This window comes from Mycobacterium kyogaense (genome assembly GCF_036946525.1).
GTDB classification, from domain to species: Bacteria; Actinomycetota; Actinomycetes; order Mycobacteriales; family Mycobacteriaceae; genus Mycobacterium; species Mycobacterium kyogaense_A.
In genome coordinates this window covers 139,419-164,516 of sequence record NZ_JAQIIY010000003.1, presented here as the reverse complement: position 1 = coordinate 164,516, position 25,098 = coordinate 139,419, and the positions used below count along the sequence as shown (strand labels likewise).

Here is a 25,098-nt window from a genome sequence, read left to right as displayed (position 1 = left end):
AACCCTAACCGGTCGCCATGTCAGCGCCGAGATCGACGTAATGGCGGGCGCTTCTCGCACGAACCCGCCCACACGTCGGTGTGGGCGGGAGAGGGGTCAGATGTCGAAGGACTCGTTGGCCACGACGGCGTGCACGGGGCCGTCGAACTCGGCCTTCGCCTCGCTGATGACGTCCTCACGCGACGTCCACGGCGGGATGTGGGTGAGCAGCAGCTCCCCGACCCCTGCGTGGGCCGCCGCGCGTCCGGCCTCGGTGCCCGAAAGATGCAAGCGCGGCGGACGGCTCGGATCGTGCGTCCACGACGCCTCGCACAGGAACACGTCAGCGCCGCGGGCCAGATCGATGAGCGCATCGCAGTAGCCGGTGTCCCCGCTGTAGACGAGCGTGGCACCCGACGGGTCGGAGATGCGCATGCCGTAGGACTCCGTCGGGTGGCAGACCAGCCGCGGCACGATCGTCAGCGAGCCGATCTCGACGGCCTGGTTGTCCACCCAGTGCCGGATGTCGAAGATGTCGGTGAAGTCATCGATCTCGCCACCTTCGGGCGAGGACGCCGAACCGAGACGCGCCCACGTGTTGGCCGGCCCGTAGACCACGCCGCGTTCAGTGGCGGGGCTCGGGTGATAGCGCCGCCAGACGAACAACCCCGGCAGATCCAGGCAGTGATCGGCATGCAGATGCGACAGCAGGACGTGAACGGAGTTCGGATCCGCGTGGCGCTGAAGAGCACCGAGAACGCCGCCACCGAAGTCGAGGACCAGCGGCGGAGTGTCAGGTGCAGTCACCAGATAACCGGACGCGGGCGAATCAGGTCCGACCACACTGCCGGAACACCCCAGTACGGTGACTCGCACGCCCACTAGCTTGCCATGCCCACCAGCGCTATGCGGAAAACATCGCCGCTTTCTCGATACTTTGGGAGACCGGGATCATGTCCTGGTTCCCGCGTGACCCTGCACATGGCGCACACCGTCGAGGGTGGGCCCAAGGAAACGCGCCGCCAACCGCGTGAACGCCTCCGGATCACCGGTCGCCTCGAACACTCGCCGCGGCGGCGGTGCGCCCTCACCCGGGTGCGGCCGCAGCAGATCACGCTCGGTGAGCACCCGTAGCAGATCCTTTGCTGTTTCCTCGGCGCTCGACACCAACGTCACGTCCTGGCCCATCGCCAGCTGGATGAGACCCGACAGCATCGGGTAGTGCGTGCAGCCCAGGACCAGGGTGTCGACCTGTGCCCGCTGCAGTGGTTCGAGGTATCCCTCGGCAAGGCCGAGCACCTGCCGCCCGCTCGTGACTCCGCGTTCGACGAAGTCGACGAAGCGCGGGCAGGCCACCGAGAACACCTCGAGGTCACGGGCGGCAGCGAAGGCGTCCTGATAGGCGCCCGACGCGATGGTCGCTGCCGTGCCGATGACGCCCACCCGGCCCGTGCGCGTGGTGCTGACCGCTCGCCGGACGGCCGGCAGGATGACCTCGACGACGGGGATCGGCGCGTACCGCTCGCGCGCGTCGCGCAGGCAGGCCGACGACGCGGTGTTGCACGCGATCACCAACGCCTTGATGCCCCGCTCGGCGAGGTCGTCACCGATGGCGAGTGCGTGCTCACGGATCTGCGGCACTGTGAGAGGGCCGTAGGGTCCGTTGGCCGTGTCGCCGACGTAGACGATCTCTTCGTCGGGCAGCTGGTCGATGATCGCGCGGGCCACGGTCAGGCCGCCGACTCCGGAATCGAAGATCCCGATGGGCAGATCCGCGCTCATCGGGACAGGTAGGGCGGAGCGGGGGCGCCCTTGCCGACAGCGCGTGTGCGCCGTTCCGGGCCGGACAGGAGGTAGGCCGCGAGCACCCCGGCCACCGCACCGCACAGGTGGCCCTGCCAGGAGACGCCGAGCGTGCCGGGCAGGACGCCGAGCAGCACGCTGCCGTAGAAGAACAGCACGACGATGCCGACGACGATCTGCCACACCTTGCGGGTGAAGAAGCCGAAGACGATCAAGAAGGTGAGCCACCCGAAGATGAGGCCCGACGCGCCGATGTGGTTGGTCTCGCAGCGCACCCCGACGTAGGGGCACTGGGCGCCGACGTTGCCGATCAGCCAGGTGCCCAGACCGCCGACCAGCCAGATGATCGCGGTGGCGAACACGAAGCGAGACAGCCCGGCCAACGTCACCAGGAACCCGAGCACCAACGCCGGAACGGTGTTGGCCATCAGGTGTTCCCAGTTCGAGTGCAGCAGTGGGGCGAACAGGATGCCTGCCAGCCCGTCGGTTTCCAACGGCCGAATCCCGTTGCTGTCCAACCGATGTCCACTGACGGCGTCGAAAGCTTCGATGATCCAGAGCATGACGACGAACGACACGATGGTGATACCGCCGACGAGCCAGCCGGGGCGCTGCCGCCCCGCGGTCGGGCCGGGGCCTCCGCCGGTGCCCGTCATGCCCATAGTTGCCCTTCCAGCGCATCTTCTGCGTCGTCCAGGCTACCGGCGTAAGCACCGGTGGACAGATACTTCCACCCGGCATCACACACGGTGAACGCGATGTCGGCGCGCTCCCCCGCCTTGACGGCCTTGGCCGCCATGCCCAGTGCTGCGTGCAGGATCGCGCCGGTGGAGATGCCCGCGAAGATGCCCTCCACCTGGATGAGCTCGCGGGTGCGGCGCACCGCGTCGAAGGACCCGACCGCGAACCGAGTGGTCAGAACGTCGGGGTCGTACAGCTCGGGGATGAAGCCCTCGTCGATGTTGCGCAGCGCGTACACGCCCTCCCCGTACCGTGGTTCGGCCGCGACGATCTGCACCCCGGGGACGTTCTCGCGAAGGAAGCGACCCGTGCCCATCAGGGTTCCGGTGGTGCCAAGGCCCGCGACGAAGTGCGTGATCTCGGGGAGGTCCGCCAGCAGTTCCGGGCCGGTGCCTTCGTAATGCGCCATCGCGTTGGCCGGATTGCCGTACTGGTAGAGCATCACCCACGAAGGATTCTGCGCGGCAAGCTCTTTGGCGTGCGCCACCGCGGTGTTGGAGCCACCTTCGGCCGGCGAGTAGATGATCCGCGCGCCGTAGAGCTCGAGCAGCTGACGACGCTCGATGGAGGTGTTCTCCGGCATCACGCAGATCATGTTGTAGCCCTTGAGCAGGGCCGCCATCGCCAGCGAGATACCGGTGTTGCCGCTCGTCGGTTCCAGGATCGTCGCACCCGGTTGGAGACGGCCCTCGCGCTCGGCCTCTTCGATCATGCGCAGCGCCGGGCGGTCCTTGATGGAGCCCGTCGGGTTGCGGTCTTCGAGTTTGGCCCACAGCCGGACGTGCGGATCGCCATCCCACGCCGGCGAGAGCCTGGGCAGCCCGACCAGAGGCGTACCGCCGAGCGCTTGGAGCAGGGAGTCGTACCTCATCAGCCTCCCGCCACGGCCGGCAGGATCGTCACCGAATCCCCGTCGGAGATCTCGGTGTTCAGGCCGCCGGAGAACCGCACGTCCTCGTCGTTGACGTAGATGTTGACGAATTTGTGCAGCTTTCCGTTATCGACGAGGCGCTCGGTGATTCCCGAGTAGTTGGCTTCCAGATCGTCGATCACCGCCTGCAGGGTCGCACCGGTGGCGGACACCCGCTTCTCCCCGCCGGTGTGGGTGCGCAGGATCGTCGGGATGGACACGGTGACGGACATGGCAGGACTCCTTGGTTCTCGGACTGGGTGTGTCGGGCGTCAGTACTGCTCGACGACGGTGACGGGTTCTTCGGTGACCACGCCGTCCACGATGCGATAGCTGCGCAGCTCGTGCTCGTCGGGGTCGCGCGTCGACACCAGCACGTAGTGCGCATCGGGCTCGGCGGCGATCGAGACGTCGGTGCGGCTCGGGTACGCCTCGGTGCCGGTGTGCGAGTGATAGATCACGATGGGCGCCTCATCGGCGTCCTCCATGGCCCGCCAGACCTTGAGCTGCTCCAAGGAGTCGAACCGGTAGAAGGTCGGCGACCGCTCGGCGTTGACCATCGCGATGAAGCGCTCGGGCCGGTCGGACCCCTCAGGTCCGGCGATGACCCCGCACGCCTCGTCGGGGTGGTCGGCGCGCGCATGATCGACCATCGCCGCCACGAGGTCAGCACGAATCGTCAGCACCCGCTCTCCTTCACTCGAACGCTCCGGGCAACAGCCCACGGTAGGTCGGTATTCCGGCGAGGCCCTCGGCGGCCAGCACCCCGGCCAGAACCGCACTGGCCAGCACGTCGGCCGCGGCCGCGCCGACGGCCGTCATCAGCGGCACCTCGGGAGACATCGACGCCGGGATCGTCGGATCGGGTTCGACCTCGACTGCGCCGGTGGCCAGCGCGAACACGGTGTCGCCGTCCAGTGGCGTGTGGCACGGCCGGATTGTGCGGGCCAGCCCGTCCTGGGCGGCCACGGCGACGCGACGGCAGGCTGCCTTGCTCAGCGCCGCATCGGTGGCCACGACCGCGATCGTTGTGTTGAGCGGACTGAGTTCGCCGTGCCGGTCGGCGTAGGCGGCGATCTGGTCGGCGGGCGGCGCCACGAGGCCGAACTCTTCGATGTGGTCGGCCTGCCAGGGCAGACCGGTGGCCGGGTCGACGACGTCGCCGGCGGAGTTGACGACGACCAGCGCGCCGACGGTGACGCCGATGTCGAGCGTCACCGACGCCGTGCCGACGCCGCCCTTGAGAACTCCCGACCGCGCGCCGACTCCCGCGCCGACGGTGCCGACGGCGGTGTCGGAGGCCGCGGCGGCGGCCGCGCGGTAGCCGAAGTCGGCGGTCGGCCGGCATTGCCAGCCGCCCACGGGCAGATCGAAGATCACCGCGGCGGGCACGATCGGCACCACGCCCCCCGTCATCGCGACGCCGCGCTGCTGCTCTTCCAACCACGTCATCACGCCGTCGGCAGCGGCGAGCCCGAAGGCACTGCCGCCGGTCAGCACCACCGCGTCGACGTGTCGCACCGAGTTACCGGGATCCAGCAGATCGGTCTCGCGGGTTCCCGGTGCGCCACCGCGGCCGTCGACCGCGCCGACTGTGCCCGGCGGGGTGAGCACGACGGTGGTTCCGGACGCCCAGCCCGAGCCCAGCGTGGCGTCCGGGTCGATCGCGTGGTGGTGCCCGACGCGGATGCCGCCGACATCGGTGATCGCGCCCGGCATCAGCGCTCTGTCCCCATCAGACTCACGACCAGGTAGTCCTGCAGCACCGTCAGCCACTGGTACACGTCGAGATGTCCGGCCATCGGATGGTCGCCCGGCAGTCGGTCGGGTCCGTCGGGGCCGATCTCGAGCATGGTGCCCAGTGCCAGGCGGACGTCGTTGACCGCCGAGACCCATGCCTGCGCGTCGGACTCGGACAGCTCGAATTTGCCGCCGCCGACAGGAAGCGTCGCCAGCAGTCGGTCTGCCGCCGCGCGTTTGGCATCGATGATCTCGGGCTCGTGCAGACTGCGCAGCGCGCTGTTGAGACTCTCGGCCGGACCGGATCCGGCGGGATGATCGGTCGCCGGCTTGTAGAAGTCGGGAAGCAGCCGCTTCATCGTATCGTCTTGCGGCGCAGTCGAATTGCCGGTGCGAATGCCGGTGATCTCGGCGAGCTCGTCGACCGGCGCCGATGCGGCACGCTCGTCGAGCATGCCGAGAAGCGACGTCACCAGACTGGACAGCAGGTCGGCCTCGTGGGCGGCCAGCGCCGACCGGAACCGTGGGCCGTCACCGCCGTCGACCCTCTTCCACTTACGCACAGCGGGGTCAGCGGTCCTGTTGCAGTGTCGCCCACAGCCCGGCGGCGTGGAGCTTGGACACGTCGACCTCCATGGACTCCCGGGTGCCGGCGGAGACCACGGCTTTGCCCTCGTTGTGCACCTGCATCATCAGCTTGGTCGCCTGCGACTCGCTGTAGCCGAACAGCTTCTGGAACACGTAGGTCACGTAGGTCATCAGGTTCACCGGGTCGTCCCAGACGATCGTGACCCACGGGGTGTCTGCCGCGGCATCGGAACTCACCTCACGCTCTACGGAGGTATCCGGTCGTGCCTTCGCCGGCGTCACCATGGGTGCCAGAATACCGGGGTCCTCCCCCGGCTCCGAACCGATACGGTTGGGCGGTGACCTCGTCGCCGGAGAACCCGTCTGCGCGCCCCTCACCGGCCCTGCTGACCGACAAGTACGAGCTGACCATGCTCGCGGCCGCGCTCAAGGACGGCACTGCTCACCGCCGCACCTCGTTCGAGGTGTTCGCGCGGCGGTTGCCCGACGGCCGGCGCTACGGCGTCACCGGCGGGACGGGACGGTTCCTGGAAGCGTTGCCGCACTTCAGGTTCGGTGAGTCCGAGCTCGCCACCCTCGAGCCGTTCTGCGATGCCGACACCCTCGCCTATCTCGCCGACTACAGCTTCAGCGGGGACATCGACGGTTACCCCGAGGGCGAGCTGTATTTTCCGGGCTCGCCGGTGCTCTCGGTGCACGGCACGTTCGCCGAATGTGTGCTGCTCGAGACGCTGGCGTTGTCGATCTTCAACCACGACACGGCGATCGCATCGGCGGCGGCGCGGATGGCCAGCGCCGCGCAGGGCCGTCCGATGATCGAGATGGGGTCGCGCCGCACGCACGAGGCCGCCGCGGTCGCGGCCTCGCGTGCCGCGTACATAGCCGGCTTCACCGGATCGTCGAACCTGGAGGCCGAACGCACCTACGGTGTGCCGGCGCTCGGCACCAGCGCGCATGCGTTCACGCTGCTGCACTCGCAGGCCGGCCAGTCCGCCTCCGACGGGGAGAGAGCGGCGTTCCGTGCGCAGGTCGACGCGCTGGGTGTCGGCACCACGCTGCTGGTCGACACCTACGACATCACCGCCGGTGTCGCGAATGCGATCGACGCCGCCGGCCCGGAGTTGGGCGCCGTGCGGATCGACTCAGGCGACCTCGGCGTGCTGGCCCGCCAGGTGCGCGCCCAGCTCGACGGGCTCGGCGCCACCGGGACCAAGATCGTGGTCTCCGGCGACCTCGACGAGTTCGCGATCGCTGCGCTGCGGGCCGAACCGGTCGACATCTACGGCGTGGGCACGTCGGTGGTCACCGGATCGGGTGCGCCGACGGCGAGCATGGTCTACAAGCTGGTCGAGGTCGACGGCCTGCCGGTGGCCAAACGCAGCAGCCACAAGGAGTCCCACGGCGGCCGCAAGCAGGCCGTGCGGCTCGCCAAGGAGTCGGGCACGATCGTCGAGGAGGTCGTGTACCCCGTTCACGATGAGGCGGGGGACTCGTTCGACGCCCCACCCGACCTCGTGGCCCGGACGGTGACGACGGCGTTGGTTCGCGACGGGCAGGCGGTCGCCGATCCCTCCCTCGCCGCGGCGCGCGAGCGCGTGCAGCAGGGTCTGCTCAGCCTGCCCTGGGACGGGTTGAAGCTGTCCAAGGGCGAACCCGCGATCCCGACTCGGATGATCGCCCCGCGCGGGCGCTAGGGCGTGGGTACCAAGCCCGGCGAGGTCGCCGAACTCCTCGCCGCCGCAGTCACCGCACTGGGCGGCGCGCATCGCGACGGGCAGGTCGCGATGGCCGAGGCGGTTGCGCAGTCGTTCACCAGCGGTGAGCATCTGGCCGTCCAGGCCGGCACGGGAACCGGGAAATCCTTGGCCTATCTCGTGCCCGCGATCGCCCATGCGCTCTCCGACGAGCGGCCCGTCGTCGTGTCCACCGCCACCATCGCGCTGCAACGCCAGCTCGTCGACCGCGACCTGCCGCGCCTCGCCGACTCGCTGGCACCCCACCTCCCCCGGCGGCCCGAGTTCGCCCTCCTCAAGGGACGAGGAAACTATCTGTGTCTCAACAAGATTCATAACGGAGCAAGCGAACCCGCCGACGACCAGCCGCAGGACCAGCTCTTCAATCCGGTCGCGTCGACCGCGCTGGGCCGCGACGTCGCCCGACTCACCGAATGGTCGACCACGACGAAGACCGGCGACCGCGACGACGTGGTACCCGGCGTGCCGGACCGCGCCTGGGCGCAGGTCAGCGTGTCCGCACGGGAATGCATCGGGGTGTCGCGGTGCCCTTTCGGCACCGACTGCTTCGCCGAGAGGGCCCGCGACCGCGCCGCCGACGCCGACGTGGTGGTGACCAATCACGCGCTGCTGGCCATCGACGCGATCGGGGACGCCAACGTGCTGCCCGAACACGACCTGTTGATCGTCGACGAAGCCCACGAACTGGTGGACCGGGTGACGGGTGTGGCGACGGCCGAACTGTCGGCGACAGCGCTGGGGGTGGCGCAACGCCGGGCGGCTCGCGTGCTCGATGCTGAGCTCATCGAACGCTTCGAAGCGGCCTCGGCGACGTTGTCGTCAGCCCTCTTCGATGCCCGGCCGGGGCGCATCGACGTGCTCGACGAGGAGCTCGAGAGCTATCTGAGCGTGTTGCGCGACAGCGCGAGCCGCGCCCGCACCGCGGTCGAGACCGCTCCGAACGATCCGAAGACCACCACCGCACGGGCCGAGGCCGCGACCGCGCTGGGCGACGTCGCCGACACGGCCGCGCGGATTCTCGCCTCTTTCGTACCGGCCATCCCCGACCGCACGGACGTGGTCTGGGTCGAACACATCGAGGACACCCGCTCGGGCAACCGCACGCTTCTGCGTGTCGCTCCACTGTCGGTGGCCGGGCTGCTGCGCGCACGCCTGTTCGGTCCCACCACCGCGGTACTGACGTCGGCGACGCTGACCGTGGGCGGGGATTTCGACGCGATGGCCGCGGCGTGGGGGCTCACCGGCGCATCTGAGTCCGAGACCAGCTGGCGTGGACTCGATGTCGGCTCACCGTTCGACCACGCCCGGTCGGCGATCCTCTATGTCGCCGCGCATCTACCGCCGCCGGGGCGCGACGGCGTCGGCGCAGCGGAGCAGCTCGACGAGATCGCCGGCCTGATCGAGGCGGCGGACGGGCGCACGCTGGGCCTGTTCTCCTCGATGCGCGCCGCGCGTGCCACTGCCGAGATCATGCGTGACCGCCTCGACACCCCGGTGCTGTGTCAGGGCGAGGACAGCACCGCGGCGCTGGTCGCACGCTTCGCCGCCGACGAGCAGACGTCGCTGTTCGGCACTCTGTCGCTGTGGCAGGGCGTCGACGTGCCCGGTCCGTCGCTGTCCCTGGTGCTGATCGACCGGATTCCTTTTCCCCGGCCCGACGACCCGCTGCTCACCGCGCGTCAGCGCGCGGTCGCCGCGCGCGGCGGCAACGGGTTCATGGCCGTGGCGGCCAGCCATGCGGCGCTGCTGCTCGCCCAGGGCGCGGGCAGGCTGCTGCGCCGTGTCGACGACCGCGGCGTGGTGGCCGTCCTCGACTCCCGGATGGCGACCGCGCGCTACAGCGGCTATCTGAGGTCGTCGCTGCCGCCGTTCTGGACCACCACCGATGGGAACGCCGTGCGCGCTGCCCTGCGGCGGCTGCACGGCGCCGACTGAGCCGGGGTTGGTCGACTGTCCGGCGGCGGACGAGCGCGGTCGTTATTGTCGACCTCGCTGGAACGACCCGAAAGGCGGCGTCATGGGGCGACCACGCGCAGTGTTGGGAGTTCTGGTCGGAGTCGGCGCGGTGCTGTGCGCCGCCTGCTCGACGACCGTGCAGGGCAACGCCGTATCGGTGTTCAACGACCCGTTCTCCGTGGCCGGGATGCCCGCCACCGACGGGCCCACCGGCCTGCGCCCCAACGCGGAGGGACCCAGCCGCGAGGTCGAGGGCACCGACGGCGGCGACATCGACAATCTGGCCGCCAGCGCGGTCAGTGACGTCGAACAGTATTGGGAGAGCGCCTATCCCGAGACCTTCGACGACGGCTTCACCCCCGTCAAGGAGTTGATCTCCTGGGATGCCGGGAGTTTCGACGGGACGTTCTGTGGCGATGACACGTTCGGCCTGATCAACGCCGCCTACTGCTACCCCGACAGGACGATCGGCTGGGACCGTGGCCAACTGCTGCCGGATCTGCGTCGCGCTCACGGGGACATCGGCGTGGCGATGGTGCTGGCTCACGAGTACGGCCACGCCGTCAGCCGCGCCGCCAAGATGACCACCAGCGACACCCCGACGCTGGTCGCCGAGCAGCAAGCCGACTGCCTGGCCGGTTCCTACATGCGCTGGGTCGCCGAAGACAACTCGCCCCGCTTCTCGCTGAGTACCGGCGACGGGCTGAACAACGTCCTGGCCGGTGTCATCTCGTTCCGCGACCCCCTGCTCAAAGAGGGCGATCCAGAGGTTGGCATGGACGAGCACGGCTCGGCCTTCGAACGCATCTCGGCATTCCAGTTCGGCTTCACCGACGGTCCGAGCGCGTGCGCCGGAATCGACATGCGCGAGATCGGCCAGCGGCGCGGCGATCTCCCGGTCCTGCTACCCGAGGACGAGTCCGGTGAATTGGCGATCGACGAGGGTTCGGTGCGTTCCATCGTCGACGCGATGGGAATCCTGTTCTCTCCCAAAGCGCCTCCCGCGCTCAGTTTCGACGCGACGGCGGCCGGCTCGTGCGCCGATGCGCGCCCCAGCCCACCCGCGTCGTACTGCCCGGCCACCAACACCATCGTCGTGGATCTGCCGGCACTGACCCAACTGGGCGCTCAGGACGCCGAAGGCGGGCTGGCCTCCGGCGACAACGTGGCCTACTCGGTGCTGGTATCGCGGTACATGCAGGCGATCCAGCAGGAGCGCGGCGGGGTGGCACTCGACAACGCCGAGGCTGCACTGCGCACCGCATGCCTCACCGGCGTCGCGACGGTGAAGATGTCCAAGCAGGTCACCACGCCCGACGGTGCGACGATCGCACTCACGGCCGGTGACGTCGACGAGGCGGTGTCGGGTCTGCTCACCAACGGGTTGGCCGCCAGCGACGTCAACGGCGAATCCGTGCCGTCGGGGTTCTCCCGCATCGACGCGTTCCGCGTGGGCGTGCTCGGTGATGCAAACCGCTGCTTCGCGCGCTTCCAGTAATCACCCCGCCCAGCTACGCCCCCCGAAGATCACCCCGCCAGCGTCACCAGGCCCAGCTCGTTGTCACCGGCAAGCAGGCGGTGGTGGGGCAGCACGCGCACGGTGTATCCGACCGGACCGGTGACCGGTAGCGGCGTGCTGGCCGTGAAGATGTCCTCGCCGCCGTCGGAGACCCCCGAGTGCGTCATCGGGACCGTCACCGGATCCACCAGCGCGTCACCGGCGTCCACGCGCCCGAGCACCGCCTGGACCGTCACCTCGGCGGGCGACAGCCCCTCCAGGCAGACCCGCGCGGTCAGCGTCAGCTCCGAGCCGAGCAGCGGGGTGTCGGGCAAGCCGTAGCTGTCGACCTCCACGATGTGGACGCTCGGCCATGCCTTCTGCACTTTCTCCCTGTAGTGCGCGAGTTCGCGCGCCGCGCCGAAGGGCATGCCGTAATCGCCTGCGGCCGCATCTCCCGGCTCGATGGACTGCCGCAGCGCGCGGGCCGCAGGAAGGTAGTAGCGCTGGGTGTAGTCCTGCACCATCCGGGAGGCCAGCACCTTCGGTCCGAGGACCTGCAGTGTGTGCCTGACCATCTCGACCCAGCGGGTCGGGACGCCGCGCTCGTCACGGTCGTAGAACTTCGGCGCCACTGCGCGTTCGAGCAGGTCGTACAGCGCGGCCGCCTCCAGATCGTCGCGCCGGTTCTCGTCGGCGAGCCCGTCGGCTGTCGGTATCTCCCAACCGTTTTCGCCGTCGTACCACTCGTCCCACCAGCCGTCGCGGATCGACAGGTTCAGTCCGCCGTTGAGCGCGCTCTTCATTCCCGAGGTACCGCAGGCCTCCAGGGGGCGCAGCGGATTGTTCAGCCAGACGTCGCAGCCGTGGTAGAGCGTGCGCGCCATCGACATGTCGTAGTCGGGAAGGAAGGCGATGCGGTGCCGGACGTCGGCCTGGTCGGCGAACCGCACGACCTGCTGGATCAGCGCCTTGCCGCCTTCGTCCGCCGGGTGCGACTTGCCGGCCACGATCAGCTGCACGGGGCGCTCGGGATCGAGCAGGAGCCGTCGCAGCCGCTCGGGGTCGCGCAGCATCAGGGTGAGGCGCTTGTAGGTGGGCACTCGGCGCGCGAAACCGATGGTCAACACATTCGGATCGAAAGCTGTTGCAATCCAACCCAGTTCAGCATCAGCAGCACCACGCTCCAACCACGAGCGGCGCACTCTGTCCCGGACGTCGTACACCAGGGCCTCGCGCAGTTGCGAACGGATCCACCACAGATGGCCCGGGTCCACCTCGTGCAGACGCTCCCAGGTCTCGGGCTCCTGCAGCGAGCTCAGATCCTGGCTGCCGAGCAACTCCCGCCCGAGTTCCAACCACTGCGGCGCAGCCCACGTCGGGCCGTGCACGCCGTTGGTGATCGATCCGATCGGCACCTCGGCCGGGTCGAAGCCCGGCCACAGGTTGTTGAACATCTCCCGACTGACGCGGCCGTGCAGCAGCGACACCCCGTTGGCGCGCTGGGCCAGCCGCAACCCCATGTGGGCCATGTTGAACTTCGTCGGATCGTCCTCGGAGCCGAACGCGAGAATGCGTTCCACCGGAACTCCGGGCAGTAACCGCGAGCTGGCGGCCCCCGGCTCCGCGCCGAAGTACCGCGACACCATGTCGACCGGGAACCGGTCGATACCTGCCGGCACCGGGGTGTGGGTGGTGAACACTGTCGAGGAGCGCACGACGGTGAGCGCGGTGTCGAAATCCAGTCCCGCCTCGATCAGCTCCCGGATGCGTTCGGCCCCGAGGAAACCGGCGTGGCCCTCGTTCATGTGGAACACCTCGGGCGCGGCGAGGCCCTCGATCTGGGTGAAAGCCCGGATCGCGCGCACGCCGCCGATGCCGGCCAGCAGCTCCTGACGGATGCGGTGCTCCTGGTCGCCGCCGTAAAGTCGGTCCGTCACCGAACGCAGTTGGTGGTCGTTTTCGGGGATGTCCGAATCGAGCAGCAGCAGCGGGATTCGGCCCACCTGGGCGATCCAGATGCGGGCGAACAGTTGGGCCGAGTCGGGCAGGGCCAGGCTGATCAGGACGGTCTCTCCCGCGGCGTCCGTGAGCAAACGCAACGGCAGACCCTGCGGGTCGAGCAGCGGATAGTTCTCGTGTTGCCAGCCGTCGGCGGTCAGCGACTGCCGGAAGTAACCGGACCGGTAGTACAGGCCGACCGCGATCAACGGCAGCCCGAGGTCCGACGCCGATTTCAGATGATCGCCCGCGAGGATTCCGAGACCGCCGGAGTAGTTGGGCAGCACCTCGGCCACACCGAACTCCATCGAGAAGTAGGCGATGCCGTTGGGCAGCACCGCGCCGTCGCCCCGAGCTTCGCCGAGCTGCTGGTACCACAGCGGCCGGCTCAGATAATCGTCCAGATCAGCGGCGAGAGCGCCCAGCCGCGTGATGAAGTGCTCGTCGCCGGCGAGCGTTTCGAGACGTTCCGGGCTGACGTGCCCGAGCATCGCCACCGGGTCCTCGCCGACGAGTTTCCACAGTTCGGGGTCGATCGTCTGGAACAGATCCTGGGTCGGTTTATCCCATGACCACCGCAAATTGATCGAGAGCCGTTCGAGTGCGGCCAGCGGTTGCGGGAGGTGGGCGCGGACAGTGAACCGACGGAGAGCTTTCACGCGTGCTCACGTTACTGCCGCAACACCCGCCCGTGGGTGACGTGCTGCACTTCCACTCTCCCGCTGGGTTGAGGCTGACACTACGGTGGGTATAGGCGCGACGAAGGTGCACGACGAGCTGTGAACCAACCATCCAACGTGTTAGGGAGTGCTTGAGTGACCGCCGGTCGGATCGAAATCGATGACGTCGCACCTGTGGTGTCCGGCGGGAGATTCCCCGCCAAGGCGGTGGTCGGCGAGGTGGTTCCGGTGACCGCGACGGTGTGGCGTGAGGGCCACGACGCGGTCGCGGCCACGCTGGTCGTCCGCTACCACGGCACCAGCTATCCGCCCTTGGCCGACGAGCCGCCGGGCAGGACCAAGACGACCCAGGCGGTTCCGATCGAGGAGGTGGTGACCCCCTCGTCGGCGCGTATCCGGCCGGCCGCACTGCCGATGGCCGCGGGCCGCACGCCTGACGTCTTCCACGGCCAGTTCACCCCCGATGCTGCCGGGCTCTGGACGTTCCGCGTCGACGGGTGGGGCGATCCCATCGCGACGTGGCGCCACCATGTCATCGCCAAGCTCGAGGCCGGGCAGAGCGAGGGCGAACTGTCCAACGATCTGCTCGTGGGCGCCAAGCTCCTCGAGCGCGCATCCACGGGTGTACCGCGTCAGATGCGTTACCCGCTGATGGAGGCCGCCGAACGGCTGCGTGAACCCGGAGACCCGTACCACCGCGCCGGTGCGGCACTCTCCCCCGAGGTCACCGAGCTGGTCGACCAGTATCCGCTGCGCGAACTCATCACTCGCGGCGCCGCTTACGGCATCTGGGTCGATCGTTCGCTTGCCCGGTTCAGTTCCTGGTACGAGTTCTTCCCGCGCTCGACGGGCGGCTGGGACGACTCCGGCAACCCGGTGCACGGCACGTTCGCGACGGCGAAGACCGCGTTGCCGCGGGTTGCGCGCATGGGGTTCGACATCGCCTACCTGCCGCCGATCCACCCGATCGGCAAGGTGCACCGCAAGGGCCGCAACAACAGCGTGACCGCGGGCCCCAACGACGTCGGCTCACCCTGGGCCATCGGCAGCGACGAGGGCGGCCACGACGCCGTCCACCCCGACCTGGGCACGATCGACGACTTCGACGACTTCGTCGCCGCCGCGCGCGCCGAAGGTCTGGAGGTCGCGCTCGACCTTGCGCTGCAGTGCGCGCCCGATCATCCGTGGGCCGCAGAGCATCCGGAGTGGTTCACCGTGCTGCCCGACGGCACGATCGCGTATGCGGAGAACCCGCCGAAGAAGTACCAGGACATCTACCCGCTGAACTTCGACAACGACCCGGCCGGCCTCTACGAAGAGGTCCTGCGTGTCGTCAAGTTCTGGGTCTCCCACGGCGTCAAGGTGTTCCGTGTCGACAATCCGCACACCAAGCCGCCGAACTTCTGGGCCTGGCTCATCGGTGAGGTCAAGAACACCGATCCCGACGTGCTGTTCCTGGCCGAAGCCTTCACCCGGCCGGCGCGGTTGTTCGGTTTGGCCAAACTGGGTTACACGCAGTCCTACACGTACTTCACCTGGCGCACGGCCAAGTGGGAGCTGACCGAGTTCGGCCAGTCGATCGCCGAGCACGCCGATTACGCACGGCAGAGCCTGTGGACCAACACCCCGGACATCCTTCACGAGAGCCTGCAGCACGGCGGGCCGGGGATGTTCGCCATCCGAGCTGCCCTGGCCGCCACGATGAGTCCGACGTGGGGCGTGTACTCCGGCTACGAGTTGTTCGAACACCGCGCCGTCCGCGAGGGCAGCGAGGAGTATCTCGACTCGGAGAAGTACGAGCTGCGGCCGCGCGACTTCGAGGCCGCGCTCGCCGATGGCGAGTCGCTGGAGCCGTTCCTGACTCGGCTCAACGAGATTCGACGTCTGCATCCGGCCCTGCATCAGCTGCGCACCATCCGGTTCCACCACGTCGACAACGACGCGCTGATGGCGTACAGCAAGTTCGATCCGGTGACGGGTGATCAGGTGCTCGTCGTGGTGACGCTCAATCCATTCGGCTCCGAAGAAGGCACCGTGTGGTTGGACATGGCTGCAGTGGGAATGGATCCGCAGGAACGTTTCTGGGTGCGCGACGAGATCACCGGAGAGGAATACCAGTGGGGCCAGAGCAACTACGTGCGTCTCGAACCCGCCCGCGCGGTGGCGCACATTCTGAACATGCCTCAGATTCCAGCCGACCAACGAATGAACCTGCTGCGTAGGGAGTGACGAGATGGCCAAAGCGTCCAACCTGACCAACCAGATCGACAGCCCGCACCTGCGGCCGCACACCGCGGATCTGAATCGACTGCTCAGCGGCGAACATCACGACCCGCACTCGGTGCTGGGCGCCCACGAGTACGACGATCACACCGTCATCCGGGTCTACCGCCCGCATGCGGTGACGGTGGCCGCCCTCATCGGCGGTGTCCGATATCCGTTGCAGCACATCGAGTCCGGGGTGTTCGCGGTCGCGGTGCCGTTCACCGGGTTGATCGACTACCGCCTCGAGGTGGACTACTCGGGCGAGGAGTCCGGGTTCGTGCACACCGTCGCCGACCCGTATCGCTTTCTGCCGACACTGGGCGAGGTCGATTTGCACCTGTTCGCCGAAGGCCGCCATGAACGGCTCTGGGAGATCCTAGGCGCCCATCGGCGCACCTTCGAGACTCCCGACGGCGTGGTCAGCGGCGTGTCCTTCGCCGTCTGGGCGCCGAATGCCAAGGGCGTCGGCGTGATCGGCGATTTCAACCACTGGGGCAACGAGGCACAGATGCGGGTGCTGGGCTCCACGGGCGTGTGGGAGTTGTTCTGGCCGGGTTTCCCCGAGGACGGCCTGTACAAGTTCCGCGTACACGGCGCGGACGGTGCGGTCACCGAGCGGGCCGACCCGATGGCGTTCGCCACCGAGGTGCCGCCGCAGACGGCGTCGAAGGTGTTCGCCAGCGACTACACCTGGACCGACGACCAGTGGATGGGCGACCGGGCGCTGCGCAATCCGGTGTTCGAGCCGATGAGCACCTACGAGGTCCATCTGGGCTCGTGGCGGCCGGGGCTGAGCTATCTCGAACTCGCCGAGCAGCTCACCGCGTACCTGGTGGAGCACGGGTTCACCCACGTCGAGATGCTGCCCGTCGCCGAGCACCCCTTCGGCGGTTCGTGGGGTTACCAGGTCACGTCGTACTACGCGCCGTCCTCACGGTTCGGCACGCCCGACGAGTTCCGCCACCTCGTCGACACGCTGCACCGCGCCGGCATCGGCGTGATCGTGGACTGGGTGCCTGCCCACTTCCCGAAGGACGCGTGGGCGCTGGGCCGGTTCGACGGCACCGCCCTCTACGAACACGGCGATCCCCGTCGCGGCGAACAGTTGGACTGGGGCACATACGTTTTCGACTTCGGCCGGGCTGAGGTGCGCAACTTCCTCGTGGCGAATGCGCTGTACTGGCTTCAGGAGTACCACGTTGACGGGCTGCGTGTGGACGCGGTCGCCTCGATGTTGTACCTGGACTACTCCCGACCCGAAGGCGGCTGGACACCGAACATCTACGGCGGCAGGGAGAACCTGGAGGCCGTCCAGTTCCTGCAGGAGATGAACGCGACGGTCCACAAGATCAATCCGGGCATCGTGACGATCGCCGAGGAGTCGACGTCGTGGCCCGGGGTCACTCGGCCGACGAACCTTGGCGGCCTTGGCTTTTCTATGAAGTGGAACATGGGCTGGATGAACGACACGCTGGAGTTCATCAAGCGCGACCCGATCCATCGCAGTTTCCACCACGGTGAGATCACGTTCTCGATGATCTACGCGTTCAGCGAGAACTTCGTGCTGCCGATCAGCCATGACGAAGTGGTCCACGGCAAGGGCACGCTGTGGGGTCGCATGCCGGGCGACGACCACATGAAGGCGGCCGGCATCCGCGGGCTGCTGGCGTACCAGTGGGCGCACCCGGGCAAGCAGTTGCTGTTCATGGGGCAGGAATTCGGCCAGCGCGCCGAGTGGTCGGAGGAGCGCGGGGTCGACTGGTGGCAGCTCGACGAGCAGGGCTTCTCCGACGGCATCCTGCGGATGATGACCGATGCGAACGGCATCTATCGCAGCCGGCGCGCGCTCTGGTCGCGTGACACCAGGCCCGAGGGTTACTCCTGGATCGACGCCAACGACTCGGCGAACAACGTGCTGAGCTTCCTGCGCTTCGGTGACGACGGCTCGATGATGGCGTGCGTGTTCAACTTCTCGGGTTCGGAGCACAGCAGCTACCGGCTGGGGCTGCCGCACGCCGGGACGTGGCGCGAGGTCCTCAACACCGACAGCGACACCTATCACGGCTCGGGGATCGGCAACTACGGCGCGGTCGAGGCGACCGATGAGCCGTGGCACGGACGCCCCGCGTCGGCGGTCATGGTGCTTCCGCCGCTCGCAGCCCTGTGGTTCGAGCCGGAGCCGCCGGCCTAGTAGAGCGCGTTGGCCAGGTTTCGGCGACCGGCGATGACGTCGGGGTCGGCGGGATCGAACAGCTCGAACAACTCGATCAGCCGGGTGCGCACGCGGCCGCGCTCGTCGCCCGCCGTGCGCTTGATCAGCCCGATGAGCCGGTCGAAGGCGGCCGTCACATCCTGACTCAGGATCTCGATGTCGGCGGCGGCCAGCGCCGCGTCGACGTCCGCCGGTGCCGCGGCGGCCCGCGCCACCGCGTCCTGAGGGTGTGTCGTGGCACGTTGCAGGAAATCGATCTGGCGCACCGCGCCCTTGGCTTCGGCGTGCTGCGGATCGGAGTCCAGAATCGCCTGATATGCGCTGCGGGCTGCGTCGAAGTCGCCCTGGTCGAGCAGGGCTCGCGCGTTGTCCAGCACCGGATCGGATTGCTCGCCGTCCTCGGGCACCGGGCCGCCGCTGAGCTTGCCCGCAGTCGCCTCGAGCAGCGAGTCGACCCAGCGCCGCAGCTGGTCCGGTGGTTGCGCGCCCTGGAAACTCGACAGCGGCTGCCCGGCGGCCAGCGCCACCACGGTCGGGACGGCCTGCACACCGAACATCTGCGCCACCCGGGGCGTGGTGTCGACGTTCACGGTGGCCAGCGACCACGTGCCGCGGTCGGTACGGGCCAGCTCAGCCAGGATGTCGGCCAGTTGGATGCTGGAGTCGCTGCGCGGTGACCACAGCAGCACGACGACGGGCACCTCGTTGGACCGGACGAGAACCTCGGCCTCGAAGTTGACCTCGGTCACTTCCACCGCGCCCGGCGCGCCTCCCGACGGCGCGGGGCGGTCATCGGAAGCGGCGGCCGGCCGCTGTTTGAGGGCGGACAGATCGACGGCGCCCGCCAGTGCGGGCGAGATGCGGGGTCCAGGTCGTGTCACGAAAGCAAGTCTGTCACGACTCTTCTCAGGTGGTTTCGGGTGCCGTCCGTCGGGCCGCTCCGGCGTTCACACTGACCGAATCCGACCCTGCCGGACGGCTCATCCGACCCGTCCTATCAGCCCATATGAGGAAGATCACACTGCCCAGTGGCACGATGCTGCCCAGCAACGCCAGCAACCACGTGCCGAGCTTCCACCTCAGCGCCATACCGGTGAAGACGGCCGCGACCACGAAGGCGATGAACACGCCCCCGTGGATCGGACCGAACACCTTGACGCCGACCTCGGTCCGGGGTGTGCCCGCGTACTTGAAGTACATGCCGACCAGCAGACCGATCCAGCTGAGCGCTTCCGCGAACGCGATCAGCCGGAACCACGCCGCGGCATCGCGGACGTCGAATGCACGTGTCATGGCGCCATTGTGCCGCAACTCGGCGCCAGCTACTACAGAGTGTCGTTGAGGGTGCCGGGGTGGGTCAGGGCCGGCGCAGGATCAGCGCGTCGCCCTGTCCGCCCGCCCCGCACAGCGCGGCGACGGCGTATCCGCTGCCCCGACGGGCGAGTTCCAGTGCTGCGTGGAGCGTGATCCGGGCCCCGGACATGCCGATCGGGTGACCGATCGCGATCGCGCCACCGCTGCGGTTGACCTTCTCTGGGTCGACGCCGAGTTCCTTGGTCGAGGCCAGCGCGACCGCGGCGAATGCCTCGTTGATCTCGATCACGTCCAGCTGCTCGACCGAGATGCCCTCCTTGGCGACCGCCTTCTTGATGGCGTTGGCGGGCTGGCTCTGCAGCGTCGAATCCGGGCCTGCGACCACGCCGTGCGCGCCGATCTCACACAGCCAGGACAGGCCCATCTCCTGCGCCTTCTCCTTGCTCATCACGACCACTGCGCAGGCGCCGTCGGAGATCTGCGAGGCGGAACCCGCGGTGATGGTGCCGTCCTTGCGGAACGCCGGGCGCAGACCGGCCAGGGACTCGGCGCTGGTGTCGGCACGGATGCCCTCGTCACTGGTGAACTCGATCGGATCGCCCTTGCGCTGCGGGATCGCCACCGGGACGACCTCGTCGGCGAAGACCCCGTCCTTCCAGGCCCGGGCGGCTTTCTGGTGGGAGTTCGCCGCGAACTCGTCCTGTTCGGCGCGGGTGAACTTGTCGACGTCGTTGCGCTGTTCGGTCAGCGCGCCCATCGGCTGGTCGGTGAACACGTCGTGCAGCCCGTCGTAGGCCATGTGGTCGATCGCGGTCACGTCGCCGTACTTGTAGCCCGACCGGCTGTTCATGAGCAGGTGCGGAGCCCGGGTCATGGATTCCTGGCCGCCGGCCACCACGACGTCGAACTCGCCGGCCCGGATCAGCTGGTCGGCCAGGGCGATCGCATCGATACCGGACAGGCACATCTTGTTGATGGTCAGCGCGGCGACGTCCCAGCCGATGCCGGCGGCGACGGCGGACTGACGCGCCGGCATCTGGCCCGCGCCGGCGGTGAGTACCTGGCCCATGATCACGTACTCGACGGCAGACGCCGGTACGCCGGCCTTCTCGAGCGCACCGCGGATCGCGACGGCACCGAGATCGCTGCCCGAGAAATCCTTCAGCGAACCCATCAACTTGCCCACCGGAGTGCGGGCTCCAGCAACGATCACCGACGTCGTCATGACTACCTCCACGTGAGTTTCGAGCGGCTGCCAAGAGGCTATCCGTAGCCACCGATCTATTCGAAACCGATCTTGTTAGGTAACTTCGCTGTTATGACCGCCGAGCAGACTGACGCCCGTCCTGTGCTGGCCACCGCGCTGGTCACCGCCATCGATCACGTGGGCATCGCAGTGCCCGATCTCGATGCGGCGATCAGGTGGTACCACGACCATCTCGGCATGATCGTCTTGCACGAAGAGGTCAACGAGGAGCAGGGAATCCGCGAGGCGATGCTGTCGGTGCGTGGCGCGCCGGTCGGCAGCACCCAGATCCAACTGATGGCTCCCATCAACGACGAGTCGACCATCGCGAAGTTCCTCGACAAGCGCGGACCGGGCTTGCAGCAGTTCGCCTACCGGGTCAGCGATCTCGACGCGCTCACCGACCGGCTGCGCGAGCAGGGTGTGCGGTTGATCTACGACACGGCCCGTCGCGGCACCTCGAATTCGCGGATCAACTTCATCCATCCCAAGGACGGCGGCGGCGTGCTGATCGAGCTCGTCGAACCGGCCGAGACCACTCACTAGCGGCTCACCGACCGTCACGACCAACGACGCGTCGGCCCCCGGGTCGCGCGGTGGGTCCAGCACGGCGTGTGCCAGTGACGACGATCCTCCACACTCGCATCTCCTGCGTCAGCAGGCCACGCGACGACATGGGCGGTGCCCGGCCGGATCTCCTGGTCGCAGCCCGGGCACCGGTACACCTTGACCGCGCGGGCTCCCGGCACCGATCGGACCTCGTAGTCGAAGCCGTCGGGTCCGACGTCGATTCGTCGAGGGGCGGGCAACGGCGAGTGCTGCCGCGGCTTGCGCGCCGGGCGCCGGGCCATCAGGGAAGCCAAACCATCAGAACAGTCGGAACTCGTCGTTGTCCATCCCGCGCATCTTGTCGTAATCGAGGGTTAGACAACGGATTCCGCGATCGGTCGCGAGTGTGCGGGCCTGCGGCTTGATCTGCTGGGCGGCGAACACCCCGGCCACCGGCGCCAGCAGCGAGTCCCGGTTCATCAGCTCGAGGTAACGGGTGAGCTGTTCGACGCCGTCGATCTCGCCGCGGCGCTTGATCTCCACGGCCACCGAGCGTCCCTGCTCGTCGCGACACAGCAGGTCGACCGGGCCGATCGGCGTCATGTACTCCCGCCTGACCAAGGTGTATCCCGCGCCGAGCAGCTCGACGTGCTCGGCGAGCAGGGCCTGCAGGTGCGCCTCGACGCCGTCCTTGACCAGCCCGGGATCGATCCCGAGCTCGTGGCTGGAGTCGTGCTCGATCGATTGCACGGTGATGCGCAGCTGCTCCCCCGCCTTGTTCTCCACGACCCACACCGGCGTCTCGCCGTCGGCCTGCTCGGAGACCCAGCAGGGCGGCGACATCCAGTTCAGCGGTTTGTAGGCACGGTCGTCGGCGTGCACGCTCACCGACCCGTCGGACTTGAACAACAACAATCGCTTCGCCGACGGGAGATGCGCGGTGAGGCGGCCGACGTAGTCGACGGTGCAGTGGGCGATCACGAGACGCACCGAACCACCATAGATGCCGCCCGCACTCACTAGGCTGAGGCAACGATGAAGCCCTCGACGAGCGTGCCGCAGCGGTTGGGCCGAGTGCTGGAGCGGGTCACCCAACAGAGCGGCCGGTTGGACACCCCCGACTACGGCTCCTGGATTCTCGGACGGGTCTCGGAGAGCCAGCGCCGTCGCCGCGTGCGCATCCAGATCATCCTCACCACGTTCGTGGTGGTCGCGAACCTGATCGGCATCGGCGTCGCGACGCTCGTGGTGACCGTCGCGTTCCCCATTCCGAACGTGTTCGACTCCTCGGTCGCCTGGATCACGTTCATCGTGGTCCCTGCGTATCTGGTGGCGGCACTCGTCATCGGGGTGTTCTGGGCGACCCGCCGGGTGATGAACAACGTGCGGTGGGCCATCGAGGAACGCCCACCGACCCGCGACGACCAGCGCAACACCTTCCTGGCGCCGTGGCGGCTGACCCGCGTGCTGCTGGTGCTGTGGGGCCTGGGGACGGTGGTGCTGACCGCGCTCTACGGACTGTACGACGCCGACTTCATCCCCAAGTGGCTGCTGGGCGTCAGCTTTCCGGGAATCGTCGTGTCGGCGAGCTGCTATCTGTTCACCGAGTTCGCGCTGCGGCCGGTGGCCGCGCAGGCGCTCGAGGCCGGTACGCCACCGCAGCGAGTGGCCGACGGGTTGATGGGCCGCACGATGGTGGTGTGGGTGCTCGGCTCCGGGGTGCCAGTGGTCGGCATCTTCCTGGCCGCGGGGATCACGCTGATGCAGCGCAACCTGACGCCGACGCAATTCACCGTCGCGGTGATGATCCTCGCGTTGTTCGCGCTCGTGTTCGGCGCCATCCTGATGTTCATCCTCGCGTGGCTGACGGTCACCCCGGTGCGGGTGGTGCGCGAGGCTCTCAACCGGGTCGAGCAGGGTGACCTCGACACCAACCTCGTCGTGTTCGACGGCACCGAACTGGGTCAGCTGCAGCGGGGCTTCAACTCGATGGTGCACGGTCTGCGGGAGCGGGAGAGGGTGCGTGACCTGTTCGGCCGCCACGTGGGCCGCGAGGTGGCGCTGGCCGCCGAGAAGCAGCAGATCGAGCTGGGCGGTGAGGAACGCTATGCCGCGGTCATATTCATCGACATCATCGGCTCGACGAAGCTCGTCACGAGCCGCCCCGCCGTGGAGGTGGTCGAGCTGCTCAACCGCTTCTTCGACGTCGTCGTCGACGAGGTCGACAAGCACCACGGGCTCGTGAACAAGTTCGAGGGCGACGCCGTGCTCGCGGTGTTCGGCGCGCCGGTGCCGCTGGACAATCCCGAAGCCGAGGCGCTGTCGGCGGCGCGCGCGATGGCACGCCGGTTGCGCGCCGAGGTGCCCGAGTGTGACGCGGGCATCGGGGTCGCGGCCGGTCAGGTCGTCGCCGGCAACGTCGGAGCCAAGGAGCGGTTCGAGTACACGGTGATCGGCGAGCCGGTCAACGAGGCGGCCCGGCTGTGCGAACTGTCCAAGAAGGTGGACGGGCACCTCGTCGCATCGTCGGAGGCGGTGACGAAGGCGACCGAGGACGAACGCGAGCGCTGGGTCCTCGGCGAGTCCGTGACACTGCGGGGCTATTCCGAACCCACCCGTCTGGCCACGCCCGTCGACCAGCCCTGAGCGGTAACGCATGTCCTGACGGGACATGCGCCGGTGTCGACATCGGTGATGGACACTTCTGCGCCGGCCCCAGCACGATGATGGGCACGACCCGAGGGAGGCGTTGTCATGACAATCAATGTGGCCGAGCTCGCCGAGCTCTCCACCGCGGTCGGCGACCTGCTGGCCGACGCCTGCACCGAGGCCGACGTGCGCCGTGCGATGGACTCCGAGGACGGATTCGATCGACACCTGTGGGGACGGTTGGCCGACCAAGGTGTCCTGGGCATGCTGGTCGGCTCCGAGCACGGTGGACTCGGCTTCGGCGCGGCCGAACTCGAAGCGGTCGCCGAGGAGACCGGGGCGGCACTGCTGCCCGCCCCGTTCATCTCCAGCGCTGTACTGGCCGTCGCGCTCGTCAACGCGGCAGGCACCGACGAGGACAAGGCCCGGCTGCTGCCGTCGCTGGCCGACGGTACGACGATCGCCACGGTCGCGGTGACGGGGTCGGCCGGATCGTGGACGACCGACGGGGTGGACGTACGGGTGAGCACAGGAGTGGATTCCGACGGCACCCTGACCGGCTCCGCACACTACGTCACGTGGGGCCACGTCGCCGACGTCGTCCTGGTCGCCGCGCGGACCGCCGACGGGATCGGGGTGTTCGAGGTGGAAACCGCCGCGCCGGGTTTCGAGTGCCGCGCCGCAACGGTTTTCGACCCGACCGTGCGGTTGTCGACGATCACGCTGGCGGGCACGCCGGCCCGACGGCTCGGCACCGCGGGGTGGGACGCGGTGAGCACAGCCCTCGACCTCGCGGTCATCGCTTCGGCGGGTGAACAGGTCGGCGGGGCGCGGCGCGTCTTCGACATGACAGTCGACTACCTCAAGACCCGCATACAGTTCGGTCGGCAGATCGGGAGCTTCCAAGCGCTCAAGCACATGGCGGCAGATCTGCTGATCGAGGTGGAGAACGCCACCTCCGCCGCCCGCCACGCCGCGGCCGAACACGCCGAGAGTGGCGAAAACGCCTCGGGCGCCATCGCATTGGCTGGCTTCACCTGCGCCGAGGCGTTCCACACGGTAGCTCTCGACGCCATTCAGATGCACGGCGGGATCGCCTTCACCTGGGAGCACCCCGCACATCTGTACCTGCGGCGCGCCCGCACGGGTTTGCACCTGTTCGGTGGCACCCGTCTGCACCGCGAACGCTACCTCGTCTCGAAAGGCGCTTGAG

23 protein-coding genes are annotated in these 25,098 nt (G+C 68.3%); 8 read left to right on the top strand and 15 right to left on the bottom strand.

The window, feature by feature from the left end; all coding sequences use genetic code 11:
- Nucleotides 1-96: 96 nt before the first annotated feature.
- From PGN37_RS01000 to clpS, 9 genes are all read right to left on the bottom strand, one after another.
- Nucleotides 97-861, bottom strand: a complete 765-nt coding sequence (locus PGN37_RS01000; RefSeq protein WP_335329150.1) for a cyclic nucleotide-degrading phosphodiesterase — start codon at nucleotides 859-861, stop codon at nucleotides 97-99.
- A gap of 69 nt (nucleotides 862-930) precedes the next feature.
- The gene (gene murI, locus PGN37_RS00995; RefSeq protein WP_335329149.1) at nucleotides 931-1,761 is read right to left on the bottom strand and encodes a glutamate racemase; all 831 of its coding nucleotides are present in this window, start codon (nucleotides 1,759-1,761) and stop codon (nucleotides 931-933) included.
- Nucleotides 1,758-2,444 carry a rhomboid family intramembrane serine protease gene (locus tag PGN37_RS00990; protein WP_335329148.1) on the bottom strand — a complete coding sequence of 229 codons (687 nt, stop codon included), beginning with the start codon at nucleotides 2,442-2,444 and terminating at the stop codon, nucleotides 1,758-1,760. The genes murI and PGN37_RS00990 overlap by 4 nt, the downstream gene beginning before the upstream one ends.
- Nucleotides 2,435-3,397, bottom strand: a complete 963-nt coding sequence (locus PGN37_RS00985; RefSeq protein WP_335329219.1) for a PLP-dependent cysteine synthase family protein — start codon at nucleotides 3,395-3,397, stop codon at nucleotides 2,435-2,437. Before PGN37_RS00985 ends, PGN37_RS00990 begins: the two co-directional genes overlap by 10 nt.
- A complete protein-coding gene (locus tag PGN37_RS00980) occupies nucleotides 3,394-3,666 on the bottom strand; it encodes a MoaD/ThiS family protein (RefSeq protein ID WP_335329147.1) in 273 nt (90 codons plus the stop codon). The genes PGN37_RS00985 and PGN37_RS00980 overlap by 4 nt, the downstream gene beginning before the upstream one ends.
- 39 nt (nucleotides 3,667-3,705) lie before the next feature.
- Entirely contained in the window at nucleotides 3,706-4,119 is a 414-nt protein-coding gene (locus tag PGN37_RS00975; protein ID WP_335329146.1) for a M67 family metallopeptidase, read from the bottom strand.
- Nucleotides 4,120-4,129: 10 nt separating this feature from the next.
- The gene (locus PGN37_RS00970) at nucleotides 4,130-5,152 is read right to left on the bottom strand and encodes a P1 family peptidase (protein WP_335329145.1); all 1,023 of its coding nucleotides are present in this window, start codon (nucleotides 5,150-5,152) and stop codon (nucleotides 4,130-4,132) included.
- Nucleotides 5,152-5,736 (bottom strand): oxidative stress transcriptional regulator AosR, encoded by a 585-nt coding sequence (gene aosR, locus PGN37_RS00965; RefSeq protein ID WP_335329144.1) that lies wholly within the window; start codon nucleotides 5,734-5,736, stop codon nucleotides 5,152-5,154. The genes PGN37_RS00970 and aosR overlap by 1 nt, the downstream gene beginning before the upstream one ends.
- Before the next feature lie 7 nt (nucleotides 5,737-5,743).
- Nucleotides 5,744-6,046 carry an ATP-dependent Clp protease adapter ClpS gene (gene clpS, locus PGN37_RS00960; protein WP_335329143.1) on the bottom strand — a complete coding sequence of 101 codons (303 nt, stop codon included), beginning with the start codon at nucleotides 6,044-6,046 and terminating at the stop codon, nucleotides 5,744-5,746.
- 53 nt (nucleotides 6,047-6,099) lie between these two features.
- Between clpS and PGN37_RS00955 the strand changes: the two genes are divergently transcribed.
- From PGN37_RS00955 to PGN37_RS00945, 3 genes are all read left to right on the top strand, one after another.
- Entirely contained in the window at nucleotides 6,100-7,455 is a 1,356-nt protein-coding gene (locus PGN37_RS00955; RefSeq protein WP_335329142.1) for a nicotinate phosphoribosyltransferase, read from the top strand.
- 3 nt (nucleotides 7,456-7,458) lie between these two features.
- Entirely contained in the window at nucleotides 7,459-9,450 is a 1,992-nt protein-coding gene (locus tag PGN37_RS00950; RefSeq protein ID WP_335329141.1) for an ATP-dependent DNA helicase, read from the top strand.
- 82 nt (nucleotides 9,451-9,532) lie between these two features.
- Entirely contained in the window at nucleotides 9,533-10,969 is a 1,437-nt protein-coding gene (locus PGN37_RS00945) for a neutral zinc metallopeptidase (protein WP_335329140.1), read from the top strand.
- A 29-nt stretch (nucleotides 10,970-10,998) separates the two neighbouring features.
- Here the strand turns inward: PGN37_RS00945 and PGN37_RS00940 are convergent, their stop codons facing one another.
- Nucleotides 10,999-13,629 (bottom strand): glycosyltransferase family 1 protein, encoded by a 2,631-nt coding sequence (locus tag PGN37_RS00940; RefSeq protein ID WP_335329139.1) that lies wholly within the window; start codon nucleotides 13,627-13,629, stop codon nucleotides 10,999-11,001.
- Between the two features lie 156 nt (nucleotides 13,630-13,785).
- On the opposite strand from PGN37_RS00940, the gene PGN37_RS00935 reads away from it, so the two are divergent.
- Together PGN37_RS00935 and glgB are read left to right on the top strand one after the other, a co-directional pair.
- Entirely contained in the window at nucleotides 13,786-15,879 is a 2,094-nt protein-coding gene (locus tag PGN37_RS00935) for an alpha-1,4-glucan--maltose-1-phosphate maltosyltransferase (RefSeq protein WP_335329138.1), read from the top strand.
- 4 nt (nucleotides 15,880-15,883) lie between these two features.
- On the top strand, nucleotides 15,884-18,106 hold the full coding sequence (glgB, locus tag PGN37_RS00930; protein WP_335329137.1) for a 1,4-alpha-glucan branching protein GlgB: 2,223 nt from the start codon (nucleotides 15,884-15,886) through the stop codon (nucleotides 18,104-18,106).
- On the opposite strand, the gene PGN37_RS00925 is transcribed toward glgB, so the two are convergent.
- The 3 genes from PGN37_RS00925 to PGN37_RS00915 all read right to left on the bottom strand — a co-directional run bounded on the left by PGN37_RS00925 (nucleotide 18,103) and on the right by PGN37_RS00915 (nucleotide 20,666).
- Entirely contained in the window at nucleotides 18,103-19,008 is a 906-nt protein-coding gene (locus tag PGN37_RS00925) for a tetratricopeptide repeat protein (RefSeq protein WP_335329136.1), read from the bottom strand. The genes glgB and PGN37_RS00925 overlap by 4 nt on opposite strands.
- Before the next feature lie 25 nt (nucleotides 19,009-19,033).
- Nucleotides 19,034-19,420 (bottom strand): DUF3817 domain-containing protein, encoded by a 387-nt coding sequence (locus PGN37_RS00920; protein WP_335329135.1) that lies wholly within the window; start codon nucleotides 19,418-19,420, stop codon nucleotides 19,034-19,036.
- A gap of 64 nt (nucleotides 19,421-19,484) precedes the next feature.
- Nucleotides 19,485-20,666, bottom strand: coding sequence for an acetyl-CoA C-acetyltransferase (locus PGN37_RS00915; protein WP_335329134.1), 1,182 nt, complete (start codon nucleotides 20,664-20,666; stop codon nucleotides 19,485-19,487).
- Between the two features lie 93 nt (nucleotides 20,667-20,759).
- Here PGN37_RS00915 and mce point away from each other — a divergent pair, with 93 nt between their 5' ends.
- Nucleotides 20,760-21,233: a methylmalonyl-CoA epimerase gene (gene mce, locus PGN37_RS00910; RefSeq protein WP_335329133.1), complete on the top strand. Its 474-nt coding sequence runs from the start codon at nucleotides 20,760-20,762 to the stop codon at nucleotides 21,231-21,233.
- Between the two features lie 14 nt (nucleotides 21,234-21,247).
- On the opposite strand, the gene PGN37_RS00905 is transcribed toward mce, so the two are convergent.
- Together PGN37_RS00905 and nucS are read right to left on the bottom strand one after the other, a co-directional pair.
- A complete protein-coding gene (locus PGN37_RS00905) occupies nucleotides 21,248-21,538 on the bottom strand; it encodes a hypothetical protein (RefSeq protein ID WP_335329132.1) in 291 nt (96 codons plus the stop codon).
- Between the two features lie 16 nt (nucleotides 21,539-21,554).
- A complete protein-coding gene (nucS, locus tag PGN37_RS00900) occupies nucleotides 21,555-22,226 on the bottom strand; it encodes an endonuclease NucS (RefSeq protein ID WP_335329131.1) in 672 nt (223 codons plus the stop codon).
- Nucleotides 22,227-22,271: 45 nt separating this feature from the next.
- Here nucS and PGN37_RS00895 point away from each other — a divergent pair, with 45 nt between their 5' ends.
- Complete coding sequence (locus tag PGN37_RS00895) at nucleotides 22,272-23,882, top strand: adenylate/guanylate cyclase domain-containing protein (RefSeq protein WP_335329130.1); 1,611 nt, start codon at nucleotides 22,272-22,274, stop codon at nucleotides 23,880-23,882.
- A gap of 108 nt (nucleotides 23,883-23,990) precedes the next feature.
- On the top strand, nucleotides 23,991-25,097 hold the full coding sequence (locus PGN37_RS00890) for an acyl-CoA dehydrogenase family protein (protein ID WP_335329129.1): 1,107 nt from the start codon (nucleotides 23,991-23,993) through the stop codon (nucleotides 25,095-25,097).
- Nucleotide 25,098 lies beyond the last annotated feature (1 nt).

Excerpts from the sequence above, each read along its gene's own strand:
- murI (WP_335329149.1), bottom strand. The coding sequence starts at position 1,761 with ATGAGCGCGGATCTGCCCATCGGGATCTTCGATTCCGGAGTCGGCGGC.
- PGN37_RS00990 (WP_335329148.1), bottom strand. The coding sequence starts at position 2,444 with ATGGGCATGACGGGCACCGGCGGAGGCCCCGGCCCGACCGCGGGGCGG.
- PGN37_RS00980 (WP_335329147.1), bottom strand. The coding sequence starts at position 3,666 with ATGTCCGTCACCGTGTCCATCCCGACGATCCTGCGCACCCACACCGGC.
- PGN37_RS00970 (WP_335329145.1), bottom strand. The coding sequence starts at position 5,152 with ATGCCGGGCGCGATCACCGATGTCGGCGGCATCCGCGTCGGGCACCAC.
- clpS (WP_335329143.1), bottom strand. The coding sequence starts at position 6,046 with ATGGTGACGCCGGCGAAGGCACGACCGGATACCTCCGTAGAGCGTGAG.
- PGN37_RS00945 (WP_335329140.1), top strand. The coding sequence starts at position 9,533 with ATGGGGCGACCACGCGCAGTGTTGGGAGTTCTGGTCGGAGTCGGCGCG.
- glgB (WP_335329137.1), top strand. The coding sequence starts at position 15,884 with ATGGCCAAAGCGTCCAACCTGACCAACCAGATCGACAGCCCGCACCTG.
- PGN37_RS00920 (WP_335329135.1), bottom strand. The coding sequence starts at position 19,420 with ATGACACGTGCATTCGACGTCCGCGATGCCGCGGCGTGGTTCCGGCTG.
- PGN37_RS00915 (WP_335329134.1), bottom strand. The coding sequence starts at position 20,666 with ATGACGACGTCGGTGATCGTTGCTGGAGCCCGCACTCCGGTGGGCAAG.
- mce (WP_335329133.1), top strand. The coding sequence starts at position 20,760 with ATGACCGCCGAGCAGACTGACGCCCGTCCTGTGCTGGCCACCGCGCTG.
- PGN37_RS00905 (WP_335329132.1), bottom strand. The coding sequence starts at position 21,538 with ATGGCCCGGCGCCCGGCGCGCAAGCCGCGGCAGCACTCGCCGTTGCCC.
- PGN37_RS00895 (WP_335329130.1), top strand. The coding sequence starts at position 22,272 with ATGAAGCCCTCGACGAGCGTGCCGCAGCGGTTGGGCCGAGTGCTGGAG.
- PGN37_RS00890 (WP_335329129.1), top strand. The coding sequence starts at position 23,991 with ATGACAATCAATGTGGCCGAGCTCGCCGAGCTCTCCACCGCGGTCGGC.